The 24,506-nt window shown below is 29.4% G+C and carries 22 protein-coding genes, 1 pseudogene and 1 riboswitch; of the genes and pseudogenes, 15 read left to right on the top strand and 8 right to left on the bottom strand.

All coding sequences use genetic code 11. The features are described from left to right. Positions 1–7: 7 nt before the first annotated feature. The 9 genes from leuS to hpf all read left to right on the top strand — a co-directional run bounded on the left by leuS (position 8) and on the right by hpf (position 10,904). Positions 8–2,437 (top strand): leucine--tRNA ligase, encoded by a 2,430-nt coding sequence (gene leuS / locus CAMP5060_RS04900; RefSeq protein ID WP_337218000.1) that lies wholly within the window; start codon positions 8–10, stop codon positions 2,435–2,437. Next, complete coding sequence (gene lptE / locus CAMP5060_RS04895) at positions 2,434–2,931, top strand: LPS assembly lipoprotein LptE (RefSeq protein ID WP_087700767.1); 498 nt, start codon at positions 2,434–2,436, stop codon at positions 2,929–2,931. Before leuS ends, lptE begins: the two co-directional genes overlap by 4 nt. Then, positions 2,931–4,304: a hypothetical protein gene (locus CAMP5060_RS04890; RefSeq protein ID WP_337217999.1), complete on the top strand. Its 1,374-nt coding sequence runs from the start codon at positions 2,931–2,933 to the stop codon at positions 4,302–4,304. Before lptE ends, CAMP5060_RS04890 begins: the two co-directional genes overlap by 1 nt. Further along, complete coding sequence (locus CAMP5060_RS04885) at positions 4,301–5,470, top strand: Mur ligase family protein (protein ID WP_337217998.1); 1,170 nt, start codon at positions 4,301–4,303, stop codon at positions 5,468–5,470. The genes CAMP5060_RS04890 and CAMP5060_RS04885 overlap by 4 nt, the downstream gene beginning before the upstream one ends. Continuing rightward, on the top strand, positions 5,457–6,368 hold the full coding sequence (locus CAMP5060_RS04880; protein ID WP_251813763.1) for a M23 family metallopeptidase: 912 nt from the start codon (positions 5,457–5,459) through the stop codon (positions 6,366–6,368). Before CAMP5060_RS04885 ends, CAMP5060_RS04880 begins: the two co-directional genes overlap by 14 nt. After that, positions 6,296–6,700 carry a bactofilin family protein gene (locus tag CAMP5060_RS04875; RefSeq protein WP_087700771.1) on the top strand — a complete coding sequence of 135 codons (405 nt, stop codon included), beginning with the start codon at positions 6,296–6,298 and terminating at the stop codon, positions 6,698–6,700. Before CAMP5060_RS04880 ends, CAMP5060_RS04875 begins: the two co-directional genes overlap by 73 nt. Beyond that, positions 6,690–9,629 (top strand): DEAD/DEAH box helicase, encoded by a 2,940-nt coding sequence (locus tag CAMP5060_RS04870; RefSeq protein WP_337217997.1) that lies wholly within the window; start codon positions 6,690–6,692, stop codon positions 9,627–9,629. The genes CAMP5060_RS04875 and CAMP5060_RS04870 overlap by 11 nt, the downstream gene beginning before the upstream one ends. Further along, a complete protein-coding gene (locus tag CAMP5060_RS04865) occupies positions 9,626–10,306 on the top strand; it encodes a 3-methyladenine DNA glycosylase (protein ID WP_337217996.1) in 681 nt (226 codons plus the stop codon). Before CAMP5060_RS04870 ends, CAMP5060_RS04865 begins: the two co-directional genes overlap by 4 nt. 79 nt (positions 10,307–10,385) lie before the next feature. Continuing rightward, a complete protein-coding gene (gene hpf / locus CAMP5060_RS04860; protein WP_214125436.1) occupies positions 10,386–10,904 on the top strand; it encodes a ribosome hibernation-promoting factor, HPF/YfiA family in 519 nt (172 codons plus the stop codon). A gap of 30 nt (positions 10,905–10,934) precedes the next feature. Here the strand turns inward: hpf and CAMP5060_RS04855 are convergent, their stop codons facing one another. Then, entirely contained in the window at positions 10,935–13,478 is a 2,544-nt protein-coding gene (locus CAMP5060_RS04855) for a hypothetical protein (RefSeq protein ID WP_337217995.1), read from the bottom strand. Between the two features lie 162 nt (positions 13,479–13,640). Here CAMP5060_RS04855 and groES point away from each other — a divergent pair, with 162 nt between their 5' ends. From groES to CAMP5060_RS04840, 3 genes are all read left to right on the top strand, one after another. Then, positions 13,641–13,901, top strand: coding sequence for a co-chaperone GroES (gene groES, locus CAMP5060_RS04850; protein ID WP_257941733.1), 261 nt, complete (start codon positions 13,641–13,643; stop codon positions 13,899–13,901). A gap of 13 nt (positions 13,902–13,914) precedes the next feature. Then, positions 13,915–15,552, top strand: coding sequence for a chaperonin GroEL (groL, locus tag CAMP5060_RS04845; protein WP_070256698.1), 1,638 nt, complete (start codon positions 13,915–13,917; stop codon positions 15,550–15,552). A gap of 126 nt (positions 15,553–15,678) precedes the next feature. After that, positions 15,679–16,248: an NUDIX domain-containing protein gene (locus tag CAMP5060_RS04840; protein WP_214100321.1), complete on the top strand. Its 570-nt coding sequence runs from the start codon at positions 15,679–15,681 to the stop codon at positions 16,246–16,248. Positions 16,249–16,258: 10 nt separating this feature from the next. On the opposite strand, the gene CAMP5060_RS08320 is transcribed toward CAMP5060_RS04840, so the two are convergent. From CAMP5060_RS08320 to rpmB, 5 genes and pseudogenes are all read right to left on the bottom strand, one after another. Further along, positions 16,259–16,717, bottom strand: a complete 459-nt coding sequence (locus CAMP5060_RS08320) for a CZB domain-containing protein (RefSeq protein ID WP_391527387.1) — start codon at positions 16,715–16,717, stop codon at positions 16,259–16,261. Continuing rightward, a pseudogene (locus CAMP5060_RS08315) lies at positions 16,703–16,990 on the bottom strand (methyl-accepting chemotaxis protein); the annotation flags it as partial. The gene CAMP5060_RS08320 and the pseudogene CAMP5060_RS08315, both read right to left, overlap by 15 nt. A 435-nt stretch (positions 16,991–17,425) precedes the next feature. Next, entirely contained in the window at positions 17,426–17,641 is a 216-nt protein-coding gene (locus CAMP5060_RS04830) for a YdcH family protein (RefSeq protein ID WP_087700778.1), read from the bottom strand. A 45-nt stretch (positions 17,642–17,686) separates the two neighbouring features. Further along, positions 17,687–18,814, bottom strand: coding sequence for a potassium channel family protein (locus tag CAMP5060_RS04825; RefSeq protein ID WP_087700779.1), 1,128 nt, complete (start codon positions 18,812–18,814; stop codon positions 17,687–17,689). A 25-nt stretch (positions 18,815–18,839) separates the two neighbouring features. Then, the gene (gene rpmB, locus CAMP5060_RS04820) at positions 18,840–19,034 is read right to left on the bottom strand and encodes a 50S ribosomal protein L28 (RefSeq protein ID WP_012661734.1); all 195 of its coding nucleotides are present in this window, start codon (positions 19,032–19,034) and stop codon (positions 18,840–18,842) included. Positions 19,035–19,177: 143 nt separating this feature from the next. Here rpmB and rpe point away from each other — a divergent pair, with 143 nt between their 5' ends. From rpe to thiC, 3 genes are all read left to right on the top strand, one after another. Then, complete coding sequence (gene rpe / locus CAMP5060_RS04815; protein WP_087700780.1) at positions 19,178–19,825, top strand: ribulose-phosphate 3-epimerase; 648 nt, start codon at positions 19,178–19,180, stop codon at positions 19,823–19,825. Beyond that, positions 19,822–20,586, top strand: coding sequence for a 3'-5' exonuclease (locus CAMP5060_RS04810; RefSeq protein WP_087700781.1), 765 nt, complete (start codon positions 19,822–19,824; stop codon positions 20,584–20,586). The genes rpe and CAMP5060_RS04810 overlap by 4 nt, the downstream gene beginning before the upstream one ends. A gap of 32 nt (positions 20,587–20,618) precedes the next feature. Then, a riboswitch (TPP riboswitch) is annotated at positions 20,619–20,722 on the top strand. A 45-nt stretch (positions 20,723–20,767) separates the two neighbouring features. Continuing rightward, positions 20,768–22,066, top strand: coding sequence for a phosphomethylpyrimidine synthase ThiC (gene thiC, locus CAMP5060_RS04805; protein ID WP_214125438.1), 1,299 nt, complete (start codon positions 20,768–20,770; stop codon positions 22,064–22,066). Positions 22,067–22,093: 27 nt separating this feature from the next. Here the strand turns inward: thiC and CAMP5060_RS04800 are convergent, their stop codons facing one another. Beyond that, positions 22,094–23,911 (bottom strand): ammonia-forming cytochrome c nitrite reductase subunit c552, encoded by a 1,818-nt coding sequence (locus CAMP5060_RS04800; RefSeq protein WP_214100323.1) that lies wholly within the window; start codon positions 23,909–23,911, stop codon positions 22,094–22,096. 16 nt (positions 23,912–23,927) lie between these two features. Beyond that, a complete protein-coding gene (gene nrfH, locus CAMP5060_RS04795) occupies positions 23,928–24,422 on the bottom strand; it encodes a cytochrome c nitrite reductase small subunit (protein ID WP_039618639.1) in 495 nt (164 codons plus the stop codon). Positions 24,423–24,506: the final 84 nt, after the last annotated feature.

The following is a 24,506-nucleotide window of genomic DNA, read 5'->3' as shown; positions in this document are numbered from 1 at the left end:
AGTTAAAATGGCATATGAAGCAGATAAAATAGAAAAAAAATGGCAAAAGATTTGGCAAGAAAAAGAGTATTTTGAACCAAAAGATGATTTTTCTTTACCAAAAAAATACATTTTATCTATGTTTCCATATCCAAGCGGTAGAATTCATATGGGACATGTGAGAAATTATAGCATAGGTGATGCTATGGCTAGGTATTATAGAAAAAAAGGTTTTAATGTCTTGCATCCTATAGGTTTTGACAGTTTTGGTATGCCTGCTGAAAATGCTGCGATTAAACATGGTATCCATCCTAAAAAATGGACTTATGAAAATATTGATTATATGCAAAATGAGCTTGCTTCTTTAGGTTTTTCTTTTTCTAAAAAAAGAATGTTTGCTACTTCTGATCCCTTATATACTAAATTTGAGCAAGAATTTTTCATCAAAATGCATGAAAAAGGTTTAATTTATACCAAAGAAGCCGAAGTTAATTGGTGTGAGAATGACAAAACAGTTTTAGCAAACGAACAAGTTGAAGATGGTAAATGTTGGCGTTGCGGACATGAAGTCATTAGAAAAAAAATGCCAGGATATTATGTAAAAATTACCGCTTATGCAGATGAATTATTACAAGATCTTAAAAAATTAGAAGGAAAATGGCCAAGTCAAGTTCTAACTATGCAAGAAAATTGGATAGGTAAAAGCATGGGACTTAGTTTTGATTTTAATATAGAAGAAAATGATAAAATCAGTGCAAAAAAGATCAATGTTTTTACAACAAGGGCTGAGACTATTTATGGAGTGTCTTACATTGCTTTAGCGCCTGATCATGAAATAGTAAATGAATTAATTGATAAAAAATTACTAGATCAAGATACTATCATAAAAATTCAAAATATACAAAATCAAACACCACGTCAAAGACAAGCTGCATCAAAAGAAGGATATTTTTTAAATCTTTATGTAATCCATCCGCTAAGTAAAGAAAAAATTCCTCTATGGACAGCTAATTTTGTTTTAAGTGATTATGGTAGTGGTGCTGTTATGAGTGTACCTGCTCATGATGAAAGAGATTATGAGTTTGCAAAAACTTATAATTTAGCTATAAAAAAAGTAATTTATAAAGATGAAAATGATGCGCAATGCTATACTTTAAAAGAAGGTGTTTTGATTAATAGTGGAGAATTTGATCAATTAGAATGCAATGAAGCTAGGGAAAAAATTAGTTCAAAAATTGAATCACTAGGTATTGGTAAAAGAGTTACCAATTTTAAAATTCGTGATTGGGGTGTTTCTAGACAAAGATATTGGGGTGCTCCTATACCAATGATTAAGTGTAATTCTTGCGGTATAGTTCCTCAAAAAATAGAAAATTTACCTATTACCTTACCTGAGGATGTGGTGATAAATGGAGAAGGAAATCCACTAGATAAGCACGAAACATGGAAAGAATGCGTTTGTCCAAAATGTGGCAAAAAAGCACAAAAAGAAAGTGATACTTTAGATACTTTCTTTGAAAGTTCTTGGTATTTTGCACGTTTTGCAAGTGATGATAAAACATGGCAAGAAAAAGCTGTAGATGAAAAGAGTGTAAATTATTGGATGAATGTTGATGAGTATATTGGCGGGATTGAGCATGCGATATTACATTTACTTTATGCAAGATTTTTTCAAAAAGCACTTAGGGATTTGGGTTATTTAAAAGATGATGAGCCTTTTAATAGACTTTTAACCCAAGGAATGGTGACCAAAGATGGTGCTAAGATGAGTAAATCCAAGGGCAATGTAGTTGATCCTGATTATATTATAGAAAAATATGGAGCAGATAGTGCAAGATTGTTTATATTGTTTGCTGCACCACCTGCTAAAGAACTTGAATGGAATGATAGTGCGCTAGAGGGTGCGTTTAAATTTATCAATAGGCTTTATGAAAAGGCTATGAGTTTAGAATGTGGAAAATTGCAAGAAATTAATCATCAAAGTCTAAATAAAGAAGAAAAATATGCTAGATTAAAAGTTTATGAAGCTTTGAAAAAATCTTTCGAAGTTTATGAAGAAAGTTTTGCTTTTAATACCTTAATAGCTGCATGTATGGAAGCTTTAAATGCCTTAAATGCTATAAATCATAAAGAAGTTTCAAAAGAAGCTTTTTATATTATTTTAAATATTTTAGAGCCTATCATCCCTCATGTTTGTTTTGAGCTTAGTGAACATTTGTTTAAATGTGAAAATTTTAAAGTATTAAAAATAAAAGATGAAGTTTTTGTAAAAGATAGTTTTAATATAGCTATTAGTGTTAATGGTAAAAAAAGAGCTCAGATTGAAATAAATTCAGAAGCCAAAGAAGATGAGATTTTAGCTTTAGCTAAAGAAAATGTCGCAAAATGGCTAGAGGGTAAAACCATAGTAAAAGAAATTTATGTTGATAAAAAATTGGTTAATTTGGTGGTTAAATGAAAAAATATCTAGTATTGTTTTTTGCTTTTTTTATCATATCTTGCGGGTATATCCCATCATCTCAAATGGCAAGCAGAGTTTTGGGTGAAAATGTATTTTTGAAAATCAATATTAGCAAACAAGATCCTGAAAATAGTGTTTATATAACAGATATTTTAAGAGAAGCTATGTTAAATAAACTTGGTAGAAAAATCACAGATGAGTATAATGCGGATAGTTCCATTGTTGTCACGATGAAAAGATTGGAATTTCTTCCTATGGTATACGATCAAAATGGTTATGTGATTAATTATAAAGCAGAGCTTTATTTAGAATTTATATTGCGTTATAAAAGCGGAAAAGAAGAAATTGTAAACACCAAAGGTAGTTATAATTTTGATATTAATCCAAATTCTATTATCAGTGATCAAGCTAGATTTGAAGCGATTAAAAATGCATCAAGTGAAGCTTTTGATGAGTTTATTTCTATTATAGCTATTAGGGGTTATAAATAATGGCGAGCCATATCAATGAGATTGCAAAAGAAACATTGATAAAACTAAAAGAACGTAAATTACATCCAACTCCCGAAAATTATAGCGAGGTGTTTGAAGAGTGCGCTAAAAAAGCAGGGGTTATGAGTTTTAATAAAGCAAGAATAGAAAAATACACCAATCTTTTAGATGATATTTATAAACAAGAACTGAAGAGAAAAAGCATACGAACTATTGATGAGTTTTTGATGTTTTTGGTTTCTAGACTTAATAGGCAAGTAAGCAGAAAATATGAAGATGTCTATGCTTTACTCGGCTTAATTATTCAACAACTTAGTATTAGTAAAGATAAAAAAATTAAAGAGCTTGCACAAATTACTCAACACAGATTATCTCAAGCTATGGATTTAGAAACCATATATCTTTTAAGAGTCAAATGGAAAGAGCTTGAAAAATCTTATGAAGATCACGATTTTTTAAAAAAATTAGAAGAATTTAATATTCGGGCATTTTTAGATTTTCATACTTTAATAGAAAAACTTATTGTTATGTTAAAAGAACGCTCTTATGAAAAGCAAGCTGAACTTTTACTAGCTTCTTTGGAGCCTTTATTTGGCGAGAGTAAAGAAGTGGAACAATTTAAACAAAATTTAAAAGATAATCCTAGATTGATTGCCAGAAAAGAATTTGCACATGAGTATTGTTTAATGTTGCAAAAAAAAGAAGCAATAGATAAATACTATATACAAAAAAATCTTTCTTTTTTTAATCAACATTTGGAAAACTTAAATGAAATGGTGTCAAAGCTTTATGATAATAGCCAAGAAGATGTGAAATTTATCAATGCTTTAACTAAAGATGAAAATGGTAATGTGCAGATTAATTTTGACACATTAAAAGATAAGCTTTTATACGCAAATGAGCAAATAGCTCAAATTAAAACTCAAATTCAAGCTACAAGTGATGATGAGCAAAGAGAACAGTGGAATTTAGCTCAAGAGCTTAAAAAACTTGATGAAAATTATAGACTTTATGCGGTTAATTATGCCCTATCTTTTTTTAAAATCAATAATATAGAACACATTATTAATACATATGGTCTTGATAGTTTTAAGACTATTAGTGAAAAATTTAAAAAAATACTTAAGGATTTATGTAAAAATACAGCTGAAATTTGGATTTTAGATGAAAGTTCTTATTTAGTTATACTTCCAGGTAAAAATTTAGAAAACGCTCAAATTTTTACAGAAAAAGCTTTAAAACTCATAGATGATTATAAATTTATTTATAAAGAAGAAATAGTTAAACTTGCTCTATCATCTTCTTGTATAGAAAAAAAAGAATTTCCAGAGGGTGATATTTTAAAAGAATTAATCCAAAAAAGCTTACTATGAAATTTCAGCAAATACTCTCACAAAAAACTATGTATGTGCAAAAAATTAGTAGGTTTTTTATGTTTAATATGTATGAAAAGTATAAAAAATTTATCCCAAAAACTAAAAATATCCAAATTATTGGCACTAATGGAAAAGGAAGTACAGGTAGATTTTTAGCGCTTTTGCTTTTAGAGCAAGGGTATAAAGTAGGTCATTATACGAGTCCTCATATTTTTGAATTTAATGAAAGATTTTGGCTAAATGGTAAAATTGCAAATAATGAACTTTTAGAAAAAGCACATGAAGAATTAGAAAGTATTTTTTTAGAAGATGTGAAAAAACTCAGCTATTTTGAATATGCTACTTTTTTAGCTTTTTTTGTTTTTAAAGATTGTGATTATGTGATTTTAGAAGCCGGAGTAGGTGGGGAATATGATGCTACAAGCGTTTTTGAAATAAATTTTAGTGTTTTTACTAAAATAGGTTTTGATCATCAAGACTTATTGGGTAAAAATTTAGAAGAAATAGCAAGAACAAAATTAAAAGCCATGAGTGCTAAAGTTTTAATTAGCCATAATCAAGAAGTAAAAGTATTAGAATTAGCTCAAAAAATAGCTAATCTAAAACAAGCTAGTTTAAATATTAGTATGTTAGATAAAAACAAAATTGTTTATCCTTGTGTGCAAGAATATATTCAAAAATATAATTTAGCAATTTTTTTAAAAGATAATCTTTTTTTAGCTTTGGAAGCTTTTTCTAAAATTTGTGTTAAAAATGAAAAAGAATTAATTCAAAGCATTAATAATTTACCAAAACTTGATTTAAAAGGAAGATGTGAGCAAGTAAGCCAAAATATTTTTGTTGATGTAGGACATAATGAAATGGCGGCTTTAGCTTTAGCTGAAATTTTTAAGGAAAAAAAAGTTCATTTAGTTTATAATTGCTTTTTAGATAAAGATTCTTATAAAATTTTAAGGGCTTTAAAGTCTATAATAAAAATAGTTGAAATTTATGAATATGAAAGCAAAGATAGGCCTTTGGCAGGTTCTGTTTTGCTAGAAAATTTAGAAAATTTAGATATTGTTTATCAAAAATTTGAACAAATAAAAAAAGATGAGTTGTATTTAGTTTTTGGTTCTTTTGTATTGGTAGAAAATTTTTTAAGAGGCTATAATGAAAGATAAATTTACGTTAACTATCACAGATGTAAATGGTTCTAGACATTTTTTATTAAGTCAGATTATAAAAAAAGTAATTATTTATTTTACTTCTTTTGTTTTTGTTGTTATAGTTTTGGGTGCTTTGTATATTAATTATTTAGCGGATAAACGTTCAGAACTTTTAAAAGAGCAAGAAGCATTATCTTCAAAAAACACTAAATTATTTTCTCAAAATGAAAGTATGCAAAAAAGTTTAGAAGAAAAAACAGCCTTATATGATGAACTCCAAACTCAACTTGCAGATATTGAAGAAAATTTAGGTTTAAAGCAAGATGAGAGCTTAGATATACCAGAAAGATTAGAAAAAGTTAAGCTTACTAATGATCAAGCTTATTTATTTTTAACACAAATTCCAAATGGTCATGTGATAGAAGATAATGGGGTTACAGGTAATTTTGGATGGCGTCATCATCCTATACTGAATAAAAAAGAATTTCATCCAGGTATTGATTTAAGAGCAGCTTTAAATACTCCTATTTATGCACCGGCAAATGGAGTGGTTGAATATGCCGCATATAGTAATAATGGCTATGGTTATTCAGTTATTTTAATTCATAATTTTGGTTTTAAAACAGTATATGCACATATGATGCGTAAAGATGTTGTCAAAGCAGGGCAATTTGTAAAAAAAGGTGATTTATTGGGTTATACAGGAAATACAGGACTTTCTACAGGCCCACATTTACATTATGAGGTTAGATTTATTAATAAACTTTTAGATCCTAAAATTTTTATAGATTTAAACCGAAAAAATTATGAACAAATTTTTGAAAAAGAAAGGAGAGTTCCATGGCAATCTTTAATAAAGGCTCTATTGCTACAGTATCCGAAACTACAGTCATTTCAAACGGAGCAAAAATAGAAGGAAAATTTTATTTTGACTCTATGCTTCATTTAGATGGAGAAATTACAGGAGTGATTAATTCTTCTAATGTGATAGTAATAGGCAAAAGTGGTATTTTAAAAGGACAAGTTAAAGCAAGCAAGATAGTGATTAATGGGGTTTTTGAAGGTGAGATGCAAGTTGATTCTTTAGAAATTTTATCCGGTGGTGTACTTAATGGTAATATTATAGTTAAACAATTAAGCATTGAAAATGGTGGAAAATTTAACGGAAGTAGTAAAATCATTGAAAAAGATGAAGAACTTGCAACTATCGATGTGAGTATAGAAAATTCAGAAAATGCAAGCTAAATTATATGAATATTTATTAAGCAATAAAACTGAGTTAATAGTTTGTGAGAATGATAAAGAAGCAGATGAATTAGCTCAGGTTTGCTTATTTTTAAATTTCAAAACCTTTGTTTTACCTGATTTTAGAGCAGAATTTGGTAGCGATTTACGTTCTTTTTCTAAAGAACTTTTTGAAATTTGTAAAGTATTAAATGCTTATCATAAAGAAGATGAAAATAAAATTTTAATATCCCCTATAAAAACAATCTTACAAAAACTCCCTGGAAAAAAGCATCTAAAAAACATTACTCTTGAAAGAAATTCACTTCTTACTTTAGAGAAATTTAAAGAAGAAATTTTACATAGCGGGTATGAGTTTGTAGATATAGTTCAAGATAAGGGCGAAGTTTCAATACGTGGGGATATTATAGATATTTTTGCGATCAATGAAGAGCAACCTTTTAGAATTTTGCTTTTTTCAGATGAGATAGAAAGTATAAGATATTTTGATATTCATACGCAAAAATCAATTCCAAATGAACTTTCAAAGATTGAGATTTGTCCATTTTTGAGCGCTTTTAATCAAGATCAATATGAAAATTTACAAGAAAAGATTCAAAATTTTCAAAGTCAAAGCATTATTAATGATGTTAATTCTTTAGGTTTTTGGTGTATTGATGATTTTTGTGATTATTTGGATTTAAATTTTGTGAGTATAAAAAAATTTGATGTAAATGATTTTGAAGAAGATATTAGCAAAATCAATCAAAATATTTTACCTGAACCAAAATTTTATAAAGATTTAGTAAGCTCTTACAATCACGATTTTTTCACTTTTCACAAAGATAAGAAAATTACTATTTTAGCTAAAAATGAAGCTTTGTTTAAAGCTTTAAATATACAAGAATTTCCAAATATTAAATTAAAAATATCCCAAGAAAGAATTAATTTAAGCACTCAAGATGAGCTTATCATCTCTTTAAATAAAAAAGAAAAAAATAAAAGAGTTAGAAAAGCAAGTTTGGTAATAGATGAGCTTAGGGTTGGGGATTTTGTTGTGCATGAAGATTATGGTGTAGCTAAATTTTTAGGTCTTGAGATAATTACGATAGCAGGAGCAAAAAAAGAATTTGTCGCTCTTGGGTATTTAAATAATGACAAGCTTTTATTACCTGTTGAAAATTTATATATGATTGATAAATATATCGGCGCAAGTGGTGGTGTGCCTTTACTTGATAAGCTTGGAAAAGGAAGTTTTCTAAAAATCAAAGAAAGATTAAAAGAAAAATTATTTGCCATTGCTTCAAATATAGTTTCTTTAGCAGCAGCTAGAGCTTTGATAAAAGCAAAAGAATTAAAAATTTCTCAAGAATTACAAGATGAATTTATCAATAAAGCAGGGTTTTTTTATACTAAAGATCAAAGTCAAGTTTGCCAAGAAATCACTCAGGATTTAAAAAGTATGCAGGTAATGGATAGGCTTTTAAGTGGTGATGTGGGTTTTGGTAAAACAGAAGTTGCTATGAACGCTATATTTACTTGTGTGAAAAGTGGTTATACGGCTTTGTTTTTTGTACCAACTACTTTGCTTTCAGCCCAGCATTTTAAAACCTTAAAACGAAGATTTGATTCTTTTAATATAGAGGTTTTTAAGCTAGATCGTTTTACTAGTACTAAAGAAAAAAAACAAGTTTTGGCATTTTTAAAAGAAAATAAGCCTTGTGTAGTGGTTGGAACGCATTCTCTTTTAGGGGTTGAGTGTGAAAATTTGGGTTTAGTTGTGATAGATGAGGAGCATAAATTTGGTGTAAAACAAAAAGAAAAACTCAAGGAGCTAAGTAAAAACTCCCATATTTTATCTATGTCAGCAACGCCTATACCAAGAAGTTTAAATCAAGCTCTTAGTTCTTTAAAATCATATAGTGTTTTGCAAACTCCACCTGAGGATCGTTTGGATGTGCGTACCTTTGTTAGAGAAAGTAATGATGCTTTGATTAAAGAAGCTATTTCAAGAGAATTAAGAAGAGCAGGGCAGATTTTTTATATTCACAATCACATAGCAAGTATTGATGGGTGTAAAAAATATCTTTTAGATTTATTTCCGAATTTAAAAATTTTAATCTTGCATTCTAAAATTGATGCAAAAACTACCGAAGAAGAAATGATTAAATTCGAAAATAAAGAATATGATTTGTTGCTTTGTACTTCTATAGTTGAAAGTGGTATTGATTTGGCAAATGCAAATACTATTATAGTAGAAAATTCAGATCGCTTTGGTATGGCTGATTTGCACCAACTTAGAGGAAGAGTAGGGCGTAGCGCTAAGCAAGGATATTGTTATTTTTTGATTGAAGATAAGGAAAAAATCACAAAAGATTCTTTAAAAAGACTTACGAGCTTAGAGAGTAATTCTTATTTAGGCTCAGGAAGCGTGCTTGCTTATCATGATTTAGAAATTCGTGGGGGTGGAAATTTATTAGGCGTGGATCAAAGTGGGCATATAGAGCAAATTGGTTATAGTTTGTATCTTAAAATGTTAGAAGATGAGATTAATAAGCTAAGTAAAAAAGAAGAAATTAAAGAGAAAAAAATAGATCTAAAGCTTAATATCAATGCTTTTTTAAATAGTGAGTATATTAGCGAAGATCGTTTGAGATTAGAACTTTATAGAAGACTTAGTAAATGCATGAGTGTTAATGAAGTTTATGAGATAGAAAGTGAGATGAATGATCGTTTTGGAAGACCTGATATCTTCACAAAGCAGTTTTTGGATTTAATCATCATAAAAATTTTAGCTAGCAAACATTATAAATTAGTGAGCAATTATGAACAAAATATTTGTTTTGTAAAAGATGATGAGAGCAAGGAAGTCATTAAGGCAAAAAGTAAAGACGATGATGATGTAATTGAGGCTATTTTGATGCATTTAAGAAAGAGTGAAAAAGCATGAGTGGATATGAAATTTTTAAAGCTTTAGTTAATGCAAATATTGTTTATAAAGATTTTGAATGGCTAGAAAATAATACTTTAAGTGAGTTTGAAATTTTAATTTCTGTAGTTTTAACTCAAAATACAAATTGGAAAAATGTATTGAAAGCTTTGATAAATTTAAAACAAGCAAATATTACCAAGATAGAAGATTTATCAAATTTAAACACTCAAGATTTAGCGCTTTTAATAAAGCCAAGTGGATTTTATAATACCAAAGCAAAATATATTAAAAATTTTACTCAAAAATATTTTCAAGATTTTAATTCTTTTGAACTTTTTAAAGAAGAAGTAGATAGAGAATGGCTTTTAGGTATTAAAGGCTTGGGTCAAGAAAGTGCAGATGGAATTTTAAATTATATATGTAAAAAAGAAGTTTTGGTAGTTGATACTTATAGTGCAAAAATAGCTAATTATTTAGGCTATGAGTGTCAAAGTTATGATGAATTGGCAGATTTTTTTAAAAAAGACATAGCTAAGAATCAGCAGGAATTGTGTGTTTTACTAAAAAAAGAATGTAAATTATACGAGCTTTATCAAATTTTTCATGCCTTAATTGTTTCTTTTTGTAAAATATATTTTCAAGGTAAAAAACTTTCAGAGGATGGTGTACTTATTCTAGATCCTTTAAAATTTTAAATTTATTTTTTATTTAAAAAGTTATTTTTTTTACGATTAAAGTGCTATAATGTATTTAACTTCATAAAAAGGAGAAGTAATGAATACAAGTATAGTTGGAAAGCAATTTGAACTAACAGAGTCTATAAAAGAGTATGTGGAAAAAAGCTTTGATACTTTAAGTAAATATGGCTTAGATGTGATTTCTGTACGTTGCGTTATAAGTGCTGATGAAAGGCATGGAAAGAAAGGGTTTTGGGCTGAATTTAGCATTAATCTGGCTGGCATTAATACAGTGGTGGTTAAACAAAAAGATAAAGATTTATATGCTGCTATAGATTTAGCTATCGATAGAATTTCTAAGGTTTTAAGAAGATTACATGATAAAAATATCACCCATAAGCATCAAGATGAGATAAAAGAAAATTTAGTATTACCAAGCGTGATCGAGGAAGATGAGATAGTTCCAACAGAACTTGAGTTATATAAACCTTTAGAAATTGAAGAAGCATTGGAAAAATTAAAAGCAAGTAAAGATATATTTTTAGTTTTTAATGATATAGATGCAAAAATGAGGGTGCTATATAAGAAAAAAGATGGTAAATTTGGTTTATTTTAAAAAATCTAGCCTTTTTTAAGGCTAGATGTATTAGAAGAGTTTGTTAAAGATTTTATCTATTGCTTGATCTACTTTTTTACCTGTATTTTTAGCGCCATCACTAGCATTACCACCTATTGTATTAACAATAGAATTTACTACACTTTTTGTATCAAGACTTACTTTAGGATCTTGTGTTGTTCCTTTTATAATTCCTTTGAAATTTGCTCTATCAATGACGATATTAAAAGGAATGTTTAATTTAGTGCTTTTTGTATCAACTTTACCTTTGCTAATATTTATATTGCTTCTATCAGCTATTAGGTTTAAATTTAAATCTATGAGATTTTTATCGATATTTATTTTGGCTTCACCATTGCGATATACATCTTGAGTAATATCCTTTTGTAAAAGTAGCATTAAGGCACTTGTGATGAGGTTTTTCTTAAGTTGTCCATCGGCTAAGTTTATTAACACTACACCGCTTTCTTTTAAAAGATTATAATCAATGCTTAAATTTGATTTTGCTTGGTAATAATCAGGTAAATCTAAACTTTGAGCTAAATTTGAAAGATCGGTATTTTGCATTTTAGCGTTAAAAATATTATTTTTTAAAGTGGCATCTAATGAACCATTGAATATATTTTTACTATTAATGCTTGCATCTATTAAAGCGTTTTTAAAATCAAATTTTCCTTCAAAATCAGCTTTGCCTTTTAAGTTTCTATCAACTAAAAATCCTAGCTTAGAAAAATCTTGCAATGATATATTATAAGTGCTTGCTAGAGCCATTTGATTAAGATCAAATTTGCCTTTTAATGAATTAATATTCGCAAATGAGCTTAGAGCTTTAGCATTAAAATCAATGATTGATTTAGAAATTTTTCCATCAAGATTGATTTTTGCTGAAGTATTCTTTGGAAATTTTTTCTCTAAAAGCTTAGATAATTCTACCTCATTAAAAGAAGAATTAATAATTGCTTTAAAATCACCATTAATATTGTTAAAATCAAGTGATTTTAAGTCAATATCTGCATTTACATCTCCATAAGCTAAAACTTTTTGTCCTATCAAAGGAAAAAGTTGTTCTAATTTTATATTATCAACCTTTGCTTGTAAACTTTTTCCATTAGATTTTGCATTGATAAGCCCTTGCATGATTTTAATATTTGCATCAAGATTTTGAATTTGATTTGCCTTGAGATCAACTTTGGCATCTAAATTTAAAGGCCCATTGAGATCTTGTTTGATTAAAGGTTTTAATTTGTTAAGATTGTCTACAAAAGCACTAATTTGTGCATTTAAATCTTTGTTTGTAAGATTATATGAGCCTTTTAGTTGAGGTATTTTTGCTATGTTTGAATCAAGCAAAGCTTCATAATCAATTAAAGAATTTTTCGCATTTGCTTTAGCTTGTAAGTTAAAAGTTGTTTTTGGAAAATCAAGATTACTTAGTTTTTTAAATTCTATAACATTTATATTTGCATTATTTAACCTAGTATTTAGATTGAAATTTTTAAAATCAAGCCCTTGTGCTTTTAAATCTAAAACTAATTTAGAATTAATAAAAGCAGGCATAGAGATAGTCTTTAAAAGCTCTGCTACTTCTATATTAGTTGTATTGATATTAAGATTATTATTTTCTAAAACAGCTTTTAAGCTACCACCAAATCCAAGTAAGTTAGCATCTAATTTTTGCAATTGATTATTTGCAAAAAGTAAATTACCTTGAATTTGACTTTTACCTTGGAGTTTCATTTTGGCTAGAGATGAAAATTGATTAAAATCATCTATTTTGATATCAAAATCGCTAGTTAAGCTTTGTTTTGTTATATCATAAATACTTTTTTGTGTATAAAGTTTGAAGAAGTTGCTTAAAATTTCACTTTTAGAAATAACTTCATTGTTTTGGATTAAAGATCTTATCTCACCTTTTATATAACTTTGTTTTGGCAAGCTTAGATTAAAATCTTTTTCGATTAGTGTATTGTTGATAGAACTTGTGTAAAAATTAATCAAAGCATTACCATTTGGTTTTAAATCTTTAGCTTGTATATCGCTTATAATACTAATTTTTCCTTGAGCGTATCTTGGTAGATTAGCAAAATCTAAAATTTGAGCTAAATCTATATTTTTTCCAATAAATTCAAGATTTATAGGGGAAAAATCAACGATTTTTGCATCTAAACTAAGATTAGAATCAAACAAAAATCCATTTCCTTTTACTGAAAAATCACTACTTTTACCTACAACATTACCCTTGAATGTAAAATCTTTATCGCTTTTTAAGCCAAGATTTTGAATATAATTTTGTTTGAGTCCTAAAAGATAGTTTAAATCAAACCCTAGTCTTAAAGGTGATATACCACCTTCTATATTAGCAAAAAATTTATCATCAATATTTGCTTTAATGTCAAGTTGTGAAAAACTAATTTTAAAATTTTCAAATTTAACATTCATACCGCTTTTTTGAGCAATAATCGTTTCGATTCTTGGTTTTAAAAAAGCATTACCCATACTTGTAAATAATAATGTATATATGGTTAGCAATACTACACATACTATACCTAAAAGAATGTAAAGAATTTTTTTCATAAGAAACCTTTATAATGATATATCATATAAATTTAGTGTAATAGACTAAACTTATATGATATATTTTACTTAATTTATTGACAATTAACTTTCTTTAATGTATAATTCTATCACTCAAAAACAAAGAGTGCTAAAAATAGCACATTTTAGAAAGGATAAAAAATGAATTTTCAACCTCTAGGAAAGCGTATTTTGGTAAAACGCTTAGAAGAAATGAAAACTACTGCTTCTGGGATTATTATACCAGATAATGCTAAAGAAAAACCATTAAATGGTGAAGTTGTTGCAGTAAGCAAAGAAATAGAAGATGTTAAAGTAAATGATAAAGTAATGTTTGCAAAATACGGTGGAACTGAAATAAAACTTGACAATGAAGAGTATTTAGTTCTTAATGTTGAAGATGTTTTAGGGATTATTAAATAAAAAAGGATAAAAAATGGCAAAAGAAATATTTTTTTCAGATGAAGCAAGAAATAAACTTTATGAAGGCGTTAAAAAACTTAATGATGCAGTAAAAGTTACTATGGGGCCACGTGGTCGTAATGTATTAATCCAAAAAAGTTTTGGTGCTCCTACTATCACAAAAGATGGTGTGAGTGTAGCTAAAGAAGTAGAATTAAAAGATTCTTTAGAAAATATGGGTGCTTCTTTAGTTAGAGAAGTAGCTAGTAAAACAGCTGATCAAGCAGGTGATGGAACAACAACAGCAACAGTTTTAGCGCATGCGATTTTCAAAGAAGGTTTAAGAAATATCACAGCAGGAGCAAATCCTATCGAAGTAAAACGCGGTATGGATAAAGCTTGCGAAGCTATAGTAGCTGAACTTAAAAAACTTTCTCGTGAAGTTAAAGATAAAAAAGAAATTGCTCAAGTTGCAACAATTTCTGCAAATTCAGATGAGAAAATCGGAAATTTAATTGCCGATGCTATGGAAAAAGTTGGAAAAGATGGTGTTATCACTGTTGAAGAAGCAAAATCAATTAATGATGAATTAAATGTAGTTGAAGGTATGCAATTTGATAGAGGTTATTTAAGTCCATATTTCATTACAAATACTGAAAAAATGACAGCTGAATTGCAAAATCCATTTATTTTGTTATTTGATAAAAAAATTGCTAACTTAAAAGATCTATTGCCAATTTTAGAACAAATTCAAAAAACAGGAAAACCACTTTTGATTATAGCTGAAGACATTGAAGGTGAAGCTTTAGCAACTTTAGTTGTAAATAAATTAAGAGGTGTTTTAAATATTTCAGCAGTTAAAGCTCCTGGATTTGGTGATAGAAGAAAAGCTATGCTTGAAGATATTGCTATTTTAACAGGCGGTGAAGTGATTTCTGAAGAGCTTGGAAGAACTTTAGAAAGCGCTAGTATCCAAGATTTAGGTCAAGCTTCAAGCGTGATTATTGACAAAGACAATACAACTATTGTAAATGGCGCAGGTGAAAAAGCAAATATTGATGCAAGAATTAACCAAATAAAAGCTCAAATTGCTGAAACAAGTTCAGATTATGATAGAGAAAAACTACAAGAAAGATTAGCTAAATTAAGCGGTGGTGTAGCGGTAATTAAAGTTGGTGCAGCTACTGAAACTGAAATGAAAGAGAAAAAAGATAGAGTTGATGATGCATTAAGCGCTACAAAGGCTGCTGTTGAAGAAGGTATAGTAATAGGTGGCGGTGCTGCATTAATTAAAGCAAAATCAAAAATTAGCTTGAATTTACAAGGAGATGAAGCTATTGGTGCAGCTATTGTAGAAAGAGCTCTAAGAGCACCTTTAAGACAAATTGCCGAAAATGCTGGATTTGATGCTGGTGTGGTTGTAAATACAGTAGAAAATAGTAAAGAAGAAAACACTGGTTTTGATGCTGCAAAAGGTGAATATGTAAATATGCTTGAAAGCGGTATTATCGATCCTGTTAAAGTAGAAAGAGTGGCTTTACTTAATGCAGTTTCAGTGGCTAGCATGCTTTTAACAACTGAAGCTACAATTAGTGAAATCAAAGAAGATAAACCTGCTATGCCTGATATGAGTGGCATGGGCGGTATGGGAGGCATGGGTGGTATGATGTAATACCATCTTTTTTTACTTCTTTTTAGAGTTGCTTTTTATATAAAGCAACTCACTTTTAATTTTTTTATTTTTTCTATGCTGATTTTTATTTTTGCTATAATAGATGTAAAATTGCAAGGATTTTACATGAAAAATTTACAAGAAGAACAATTTTCCAACTCAAAATACATTAAACCTAAAAGATACACTTATATAGGTAAAGATAACAAAAAATACACTTGGGATTTTATAGAAGCAATGGATAGTGTTTCTGTTTTTTTATATCATACTCAAAAAGATTCTTTTGTTTTTGTAAAACAATTTCGAATTCCTTTGTGGGATTATCAAAAACGTAATTGTTTGCAAATTGCTGAGATGGGTTTTAGTATAGAACTTTGCTCAGGACTTGTCGATAAAAATTTAAGTTTTGAGGAAATAGCTCAAGAAGAATGTATTGAAGAATTAGGTTATGCGCCTAAACATGTAGAAAAAATAGGGGAATTTTATACAGGTTTTGGTTCAGGTGTAAGCAGACAGTTTTTATTCTATGCTGAAATTAATGAAGATGATAAAATTGGCCATGGTGGTGGAATTGATGGAGAAGATATTCAAGCAGTGTGGATAAAAAGAAAAGACTTTGAGCAATTTTCAAAAGAAAATCCTATTAAGACTCCTTTGCTTGAATATGCTTATTTATGGTTTAAAGGTAAGAAATAAATCTTACCTTCTATTTTTCATCTTTATTTTCAATGTTTGGATCTTTTTCATTAAGCATTTCTTGGAAAATTACAAATAGTTCTTCTGAAGCTTTTTCTGCGTTAGAGCATTTATCTAGAATTTGATTTTGAACTAGATTGTTATTGGTATCTTCACCATGAGCTAAGGCTATAGCATGGTTTATATTTTCGTGAACCTTTTGATGTGGTAAGTTAAGTTTGCCAAAAGCTCTTCCGCTAGAAAATCTTTCTTTACCAACTCCTGCAATCCATTTTGCAAGTCTACAACTTAAATGATCAGATAAAGTTTTACCAGAAGCATGAATAATTTCATTGTAGCCGTTGAGTTTAAAAGCAACGTGATCTAGTTTAGCTAAAGAAACAAAAATTTCAGAAGCAATGCGTTTAGCATGTGAGCTAGTTGAATTTGCATTTGAAATAAGCTGAGTAAATTTGCTAGAAAATTGCACTATATGCTCATTTGATTCCAATGAAACCTTTTCTACTTGTTCGCTTTGTCCATACATTTCATCCGCATTTTGTTTGAGTAGATTAATGTTTAATTCTACTTCTGATGTTGCTTTTTGTGTTTTTTCGGCAAGTTTTCTTACTTCATCTGCAACTACAGCAAAACCTCTTCCATGTTCACCTGCACGTGCAGCTTCAATAGCAGCATTTAGTGCTAATAGATTAGTTTGATCAGATACGTCTTTGATTAAGTTAATAACATTAGTGATCTCATCTACGCTACGATGTAAATTTCCTGCTGTATCTCTTGAGCGATTAGCCGATTCAATAATGCTCTGAAGTGAAGATATGATAGAGTGTGTGATAGAGTTTAGTTCTTGCATATCCGCCAAAGAAGAATCAGAGTATTGTGAAATCATCTCAGCTTTATTAACATTTTCCTGCATATCACCTTGGACATTTGATATACCTTTTAAAACACCATTTAAGAGCATTTCTAAAAGATGAGTTTCTAATTCAGTTTTGCCACAATTATCTTGTAATTTTTTTTCATAGTTTTCAATCAATTCTTGCTTTTCTAAAAGAAGTTTTTGATTTTCTTCTTCTAGTTCTTTGATTTTATTTTGTAGTTCTTCGCAATTTTTGCTTTGATTATTTTTACCAAACATATTTAATCCTTAGAAATAACCTAAAATATAATTAGAGAAAAATTATTTTTTGTAGTTTGATAGATAAATATTTAATTCATCTTTTAATCTTAATTTTTCCTTTTTTAAGTTTGCAATTTCTAAACTATCTAGATGAATTCTACCTTCTTCTGCATCTTTGATTTTATGATCAAGCGCATTATGCTCTTCAAATAGTTTGTCAAAGTGCATATCTTTACCTTTTAATTCGGTAATTAAATCTCTAAATTCATGTAGCATTTAAGCCTCCTTTTTAATTGATGTTTGATTATAACTTAAAATAAGTTAAATATATTTTAACTCATCTGGTTTTTGTTTGTTTTTAATAATTTTTTTAGCTATTTTTATACTGTCAGCTGTCCCTACTAATAACAGTTTAGCACCTGTACTTATTAAAGTATCACCTCTTGGCATAGGAGTAAATTTTTTATTTTCTAAAATTCCCACTATGCTTACATTTGCCATATCTCTTAAGTGAATTTCTTTTAATCTTTTAAATCTGACCCAAGATTCATCAGGAATTTTAACTTCTTCTAAATCAATAGGACTATTTTTTTTATAAAGATAGTTTTCTAATAAATTTTCCATATCCGGTCTTGCTGACATAGCGCTAAGTCTTTGTGCAACTAGTTTTGTTGCAGAAACTATTGAGTTTGCTCCAAGTTTTTTGAGTTTTTCTGTTTCATCTTCACTGTTTGAACTAGCTAATATAAAATAAGGATTAATTCTTTGTAATTCTTTTTCAAATAATCTTACTGAAGCAATGATGGCAATATTATCTGCTATGTTATTGCTAAGGGTTATTATACCTTTTGCACTAGAAAGATTAGTTTTTAAAAAAGCTGTGTTTGTATGAGGTGCGCTTTCTATATAGTAAGGATAATTATATTTTTCAGCTATTTCGCTAAAATTTTCAATTTCGTCAACAACGACAAAAGGAATATGATTTTCTCTAAATTGCTGTGCCAATTCTATAGTAAAATCATTATGATAGCATATTACAAAATGATTTTTTAATCTTGCAACTTTATGAAGCATTCTTCTTTCCTTGATGATTTTAGACAAAACACCTTTTTTTACTATTTCTATAACTAGACCCATGCAAAATGTAAAAATTGTAAAGGTTAATAACACATACACAACTGTAAAAATTCTACCAGCTGTTGGTATGGGATTTACTTCAGTGTAGCCTAAAGTAGTAAATGTCATTCCAGCTTGATAAATAGCATCATTAAGGTTGTAATTACTTGTGAGCATATAGCCAAAAGCCCCAATTAACGTCATAACAACAACAGCAATAAGTGGAATTCTTAAAAATTTAAGTTGCTCGTAAAGCTCATCATTAAGACTAATTGAGGGTTTTGGGGAAGGAGACCAATTGAGGAATTTTTGTAGCTTCTTCAAAAAAGACATAACAATTCCTCGTTTATATTAAGGATTATTTACTGCTTTGTTTTTTAAGCGTTCTTAAAGTTGAAGCAGCAACTCTAACTTTTCTAGTAGTTCCATCTTCTAAAGTAATACGAACTGTTCTTAAATTTGGCAAAAAGCGTCTTTTAGTTTTATTGTTAGCATGACTAACATTATTACCTACCATAGGTCCTTTTCCTGTAATTTGGCAAATTCTTGACATAAATTTTTCCTTATGAAATAAAAATATTTTTTAACATTATATCTAAAGCAAGCTTAAAAAAATCAAATATTATCAAAAATACATAAAGAAAATTTGATAATAAGTATGATAAAATTATTTTTTACTTTTATCGGAGATATAAAATGTATGTAGCACCAAGTTTATTGTCTGCAAATTTTTTAAATTTAGAAAATGAGATTAAAGAAGTATCACAAGCAGGGGCTGATTTATTGCATATTGATGTGATGGATGGACATTTTGTGCCAAATCTTACTTTTGGTCCTTGTGTGATTGAAAATATTTCAAAAATTACTTCAGTGCCTCTAGATGTGCATTTAATGGTGCATAATGTTAGTAGCTTTGTAGATTTATTTATCCCAATAAAGCCAAAATTTATTAGCTTTCATTTGGAAGCTGAAAATCATCCTATTAGGGTATGTGAGTATATAAGAAAAAACGGCATTCATCCTGCTATTGTTTTAAATCCACATACTCCGGTTTCAAGTATAGAGTATATTTTAGAATTTGTAGATATGGTGCTTTTAATGAGTGTTAATCCAGGCTTTGGTGGGCAAAGTTTTTTACCTTTGGTGTATGATAAAATTCGACAGTTAAGGGAAATGATAGATAAAAAAAATCTTAAAGTTTTTATAGAAGTTGATGGCGGGGTAAATGGCTTAAATGCACCTGATTTAGATGAAGCAGGAGCTGATATTTTAGTCGCAGGTAGTTATATCTTTTCCTCGCAAGATAAAAAAACAGCAATCAATTCTTTAAAGCTTGAATTTTGAGCCAACAACAAATCGATGATTTAATCATCAAATTAAGTAAAGAAAACAAACCTTTTCCTTGGGTTTTAAAAGAACTTGCAAAAATAGAAGAATTAAATCATTATGAGTTTGATTTATATATTTTTGAACTTTTAGGGCTAGGGGTAGAGCTTAATGCGCAAAATTGTTTGTGTTTAAAAAGTAAAAATACAAAAATAAAAGATGAGATTTTTTGTGTAGTAGATATTGAAAGCACCGGTGGGATAAAAAGTGGTCAAATTTTAGAAATAGGTGCAGTGAAAATTCAAAACTATAAAGAAATTGATAGATTTGAGAGTTTTATAAAAGTAGAAAGCATACCTGAAAATATTACAGAATTAACAGGGATTAGTTTGGATATGGTAGAAAATGCTCCTTCTTTAAAAACTGTGCTAAATAATTTTAAATTGTTTTTAAAGGATAGTATTTTTGTAGCACACAATGTGCGTTTTGATTATCATTTTATATCTAAAGCTATGTATGAAAATGATTTTGGAGTGCTTTTAAATAGAAGGTTATGCACAATTGATTTGGCTAAAAAATGCATTGAAAGTCCTAAATATGGCCTTGATGCACTAAAAGAGTTTTTGTGTATTGAAAGTAAGCATCATAGGGCTTTAAGTGATGCTTTGGCTGCAAGTGAAATTTTAAAATACTGTCTTAAAAAAATTCCTTTTTACATTAAAACTACTGAAGAATTGTTACATTTTAGCAAGCAAGCTAAAAATCAATCTAAAAAATAAACTTTGTTTTAGATTTATCGCTATACTGCATTTGTATAAATGACGGGAGCTTGTGATACAGGCTGAGAGTAAGCTAAAAGCTTAGACCGCACCAGAACTAGATAATACTAGCGTTGGGATAATTTATCAACTACTCACATACCCTTCATTTATCCAAATTTTATTTTAAGGATAAATTTAAATGAAAACTCAAATGTCTTATGCAAAAGAAGGAACTTTCACAAAACAAATGCAAATTGTTGCACAAAAAGAGCAAGTAAGTGAAGATTTTTTGCTTGAGAATATAGCATGTGGAAAAATCATTATTCCTGCAAATATCAACCATAAAGCACTAGACCCAAATGGTATTGGCTATGGACTTAAAACAAAGGTAAATGTTAATTTAGGTGTTTCAAATGATTGTGTAGATTATAGTGAAGAAATGAAAAAGGTGGAGTTAGCTCATAAATTTAATATAGAAGCTATTATGGATCTTAGTAATTATGGTAAAACTAGTCGTTTTAGAGATGAGTTAATTGCTACCTCAAAAGCTATGATAGGCACTGTGCCTGTTTATGATGTGGTTGGGTTTTTAGAAAAAGATTTAAAAGATATTAAGGCAAAAGATTTTTTAGATGTAGTATATCATCATGCTAAAAGTGGAGTGGATTTTATGACAATTCACGCAGGGATAAATTCTCGTGCTGTTAGGGTTTTTAAAGAGTGTGATAGGATTACTAATATAGTTTCAAGAGGAGGCTCAGTTCTTTATGCTTGGATGCAAATGAATGATGCTGAAAATCCATTCTATGAATATTATGATGATTTGCTTGCTATATGTAAAGAATTTGATGTGACACTTTCTTTGGGTGATGCACTAAGACCAGGTTGCACTCATGATGCAAGTGATGGGGCTCAAATTGCTGAACTTATTGAACTTTCGTTATTAACTAAAAGAGCATGGGTTCAAGATGTGCAAGTGATGATAGAAGGACCTGGTCATATGGCTATTAATGAAATAGAAGCCAATATGCAACTTGAAAAAAGAATTTGCAATGGAGCTCCATTTTACGTTTTAGGACCATTAGTTACTGATATAGGTGTAGGATATGATCATATAAGTGGGGCAATCGGCGGAGCAGTTGCAGCAGCAGCTGGTGCTGATATACTTTGTTATGTAACTCCTGCTGAACATTTAAGACTTCCAAATTTAGAAGATGTAAGAGATGGTATAGTAGCGACTAAAATAGCAGCTCATGCAGGAGATATAGCCAAACTTCCTAAAGAAAGAAAAATAGATGATACAATGAGTAAAGCTAGACAAGATATTGATTGGGAAAAAATGTTTAAATTAGCAATTGATGGAGAAAAGGCTAAGAAAATGTTTAATGAAAGAAAACCTGAAGAACTTAATTCTTGTTCAATGTGTGGAAAAATGTGTGCTATGAACACCATGAATAAAATTTTAAAAGGTGAGGATATAAGTTTGATAAAAGAATAAACCCTCGATTATGAGGGTTTATTTTGATTAATCTATTACTTTATAATTATAAGGTTTTAGATTTTTATCATCTTCAAGAAGTTTTGCTGGTGGATTACCATTTACTTCTTGATGTTTGTAGTAGCGATCTCCTGCTTTGTTGCCATTTAGATCTACTTTATAGTGAATTTCACCTGGATTTAATTTTTGAATATCTTCAAAACCTAAATTTGAAGTTTTGAAATCTTTAATGCCATTTTTGGCCGCAATTTCTACTAATTTAGTTTGTCCTTGTCTTGACATATCAACTGATTGTAAAAGCATTCTTGAAGCTTCTCTAGGATTATGGAAACCTGTTGAGTTTTCAGCACCTACAAAGTCTGCTCTTACTTGAGATTTTCTATGAAGTTCTAATACTTCTTTTAATTCAGCTGAAATTTTAGCATCATCTGCTTTACCATCAGTTTGGAATTTTGGCATTTTTCCAAGCTCTGTGCGAATAGTTTCCACATCTTTAATCAAGCTTACTAAAGAATATTCAGCTGTTCTTAAATCATGGGCTACTGAATTTTGAATGTCTTTTACTTGTTTTGCTAAATAGCTTTCGCTTTGAGTGTGACAAGTTTTACAAGCTGAGTTGATATCAACTAAAGGTGAAGTGATATTGTGGTTAGTAACTTTTTTTGCACCTTTTCTAATATAAGGCATATGACAATCTGCACAACTTACACCATTTGCAGCATGTACTCCACCACTATAAAGTTCGCTTTCTGGATGTTGAATTTTTAGCATAGGTGCTTTGGTGATTTTATGAACCCAATCGCTTGGAAAATTTTCTCTATTTTTTTCATAATAATCATCAAACATTTCTATTCTAAATGGTTCACCTTTTTTCCACTCACTCCAAGGAAATGCTAGTTCTATACCATCAACTTCGATTTCAACTGGCTTATTACCATCTCTCCAAGAATCAAACTCATCGTAAGTTTTTTGAGTACCATTCCACCATTTTTTAGAACTATCATTAGCTATACTTTCTCCGATAGTTTTTACTTTGGTACCTGTTGGTTTGAAGTAGTATTCAACGTGACATTGAGAGCATACTAAGGTTCTCATTTCGCTTCTTGAAGCTTTAATTCCTTGTTTTTCATCTGCTTCATAACCTCTTGAAATTAATGCTTTGATTAAAGCTGGTCTTGTAAGTCTTAAACTCATATCTGTTGGATTATGGCAATCTGCACATGTTACACCCATTCTTTTTCCACCATGAGGTCCACTGTGCTCAGGTGAGTTTTCTTTAGCTCCATTTACTGCAGGAACTGTTTTAATCATAGTCCAATATTTTGCAGAGTTAAATGCAACCCAATCACCTTTTGCAGTGTTGTTTAAAAGCCAAGGGGTCCATCCGCTATGACAATTCATACAAGCTGTTGGTTGGCCACCAAATCCTGCAAAACCGTGTGCGTTCAAGAAATCTTTATTGTTTCTAGCTGTATCCATTTGATCTACTTGAACCCAAAAGTGACCTCTTTCTTCATTGGCATCAATACTGAATGGATAACCCGCCCAAAGAACAGTTAATTGTGGATAGCGAATTAGTTTTGAATAAGCTAAATTCCCGCCAAATTCTGTTGCATTAGGTGCTTGTTTTTCCACTGTTGTGTGCATATCTAAATAATCAGGAAAATTCTTTCCCCAATAATCAAAAGTAGGATTTTCATCACCAAGTTTTACGATTTCTTGAGAGATGATCCCACCTACTGAATCGTTTGTTTTGGCTGTGATATCTTGATTTAACCACAATACGCCTGCAATAGCTACTATAGTAGCACTAATAGCACTATATAAAATGCCTTTGTTATTCATTAAATACTCCTTTCATTTAAAATCCTCTCTTATGGCCAACACCTTGATGACAAGACACACAACTTAAAGCATTATCTTTATGTGGATCTAGAGTAGGGTTGATAGTGTTACTCGCAATTTCTTTGTGACATTCTATACAGTTATTTTGGACTATTTCTTTACTTTTTGCATTTGCACTCAAATGCGTAGGCAAAGAATCAAGTTTGAAAGTAAATGCATAAGCATGTCCTAAGCCACTTTGAGCTTTAGCAATCCATTTTTCAAAAAAGCTATGTGGTAAATGGCAATCATTACAGGTTGCTCTTGGTTTACCATCAACTTCTTTAGAGTGTGAAGCTTTTAAATAATCATTATAAACTTCGTTCATAATGTGACAATTATTACAGCTTTCACTGGCATCACTAAAATAAGAAGTGCCTTTAGCATTATGGAAAGTATACATTCCCACACCTGCTAAAATTACAAGTAAGAAGAGGAAAACAGCAAAAAGTTTTGAGTTTGCTTTTTTCAAAGTCTCTCCTTTGAATGAAGTTTAAGTTACAAGAACTTGTGTGCAATTATATAACACTATAAATTTTTAAAAGTAAATATATAT

Origin of the sequence: Campylobacter sp. 1569 (genome assembly GCF_024723675.1) — a bacterium.
Lineage (GTDB): Bacteria > Campylobacterota > Campylobacteria > Campylobacterales > Campylobacteraceae > Campylobacter_D > Campylobacter_D jejuni_C.
This window is presented reverse-complemented; position numbering and strand designations above follow the sequence as displayed.

Coding starts and splice junctions, on each gene's coding strand:
- groL (WP_070256698.1), top strand. CDS start 13,915: ATGGCAAAAGAAATATTTTTTTCAGATGAAGCAAGAAATAAACTTTAT.
- rpe (WP_087700780.1), top strand. CDS start 19,178: ATGTATGTAGCACCAAGTTTATTGTCTGCAAATTTTTTAAATTTAGAA.
- thiC (WP_214125438.1), top strand. CDS start 20,768: ATGAAAACTCAAATGTCTTATGCAAAAGAAGGAACTTTCACAAAACAA.
- CAMP5060_RS04800 (WP_214100323.1), bottom strand. CDS start 23,911: ATGAATAACAAAGGCATTTTATATAGTGCTATTAGTGCTACTATAGTA.
- CAMP5060_RS04830 (WP_087700778.1), bottom strand. CDS start 17,641: ATGCTACATGAATTTAGAGATTTAATTACCGAATTAAAAGGTAAAGAT.
- CAMP5060_RS04875 (WP_087700771.1), top strand. CDS start 6,296: ATGGCAATCTTTAATAAAGGCTCTATTGCTACAGTATCCGAAACTACA.
- CAMP5060_RS04890 (WP_337217999.1), top strand. CDS start 2,931: ATGGCGAGCCATATCAATGAGATTGCAAAAGAAACATTGATAAAACTA.
- CAMP5060_RS04885 (WP_337217998.1), top strand. CDS start 4,301: ATGAAATTTCAGCAAATACTCTCACAAAAAACTATGTATGTGCAAAAA.
- CAMP5060_RS04825 (WP_087700779.1), bottom strand. CDS start 18,814: ATGTCTTTTTTGAAGAAGCTACAAAAATTCCTCAATTGGTCTCCTTCC.
- CAMP5060_RS04865 (WP_337217996.1), top strand. CDS start 9,626: ATGAGTGGATATGAAATTTTTAAAGCTTTAGTTAATGCAAATATTGTT.
- rpmB (WP_012661734.1), bottom strand. CDS start 19,034: ATGTCAAGAATTTGCCAAATTACAGGAAAAGGACCTATGGTAGGTAAT.
- lptE (WP_087700767.1), top strand. CDS start 2,434: ATGAAAAAATATCTAGTATTGTTTTTTGCTTTTTTTATCATATCTTGC.
- hpf (WP_214125436.1), top strand. CDS start 10,386: ATGAATACAAGTATAGTTGGAAAGCAATTTGAACTAACAGAGTCTATA.
- CAMP5060_RS04840 (WP_214100321.1), top strand. CDS start 15,679: ATGAAAAATTTACAAGAAGAACAATTTTCCAACTCAAAATACATTAAA.
- CAMP5060_RS04855 (WP_337217995.1), bottom strand. CDS start 13,478: ATGAAAAAAATTCTTTACATTCTTTTAGGTATAGTATGTGTAGTATTG.
- leuS (WP_337218000.1), top strand. CDS start 8: ATGGCATATGAAGCAGATAAAATAGAAAAAAAATGGCAAAAGATTTGG.
- groES (WP_257941733.1), top strand. CDS start 13,641: ATGAATTTTCAACCTCTAGGAAAGCGTATTTTGGTAAAACGCTTAGAA.
- CAMP5060_RS04870 (WP_337217997.1), top strand. CDS start 6,690: ATGCAAGCTAAATTATATGAATATTTATTAAGCAATAAAACTGAGTTA.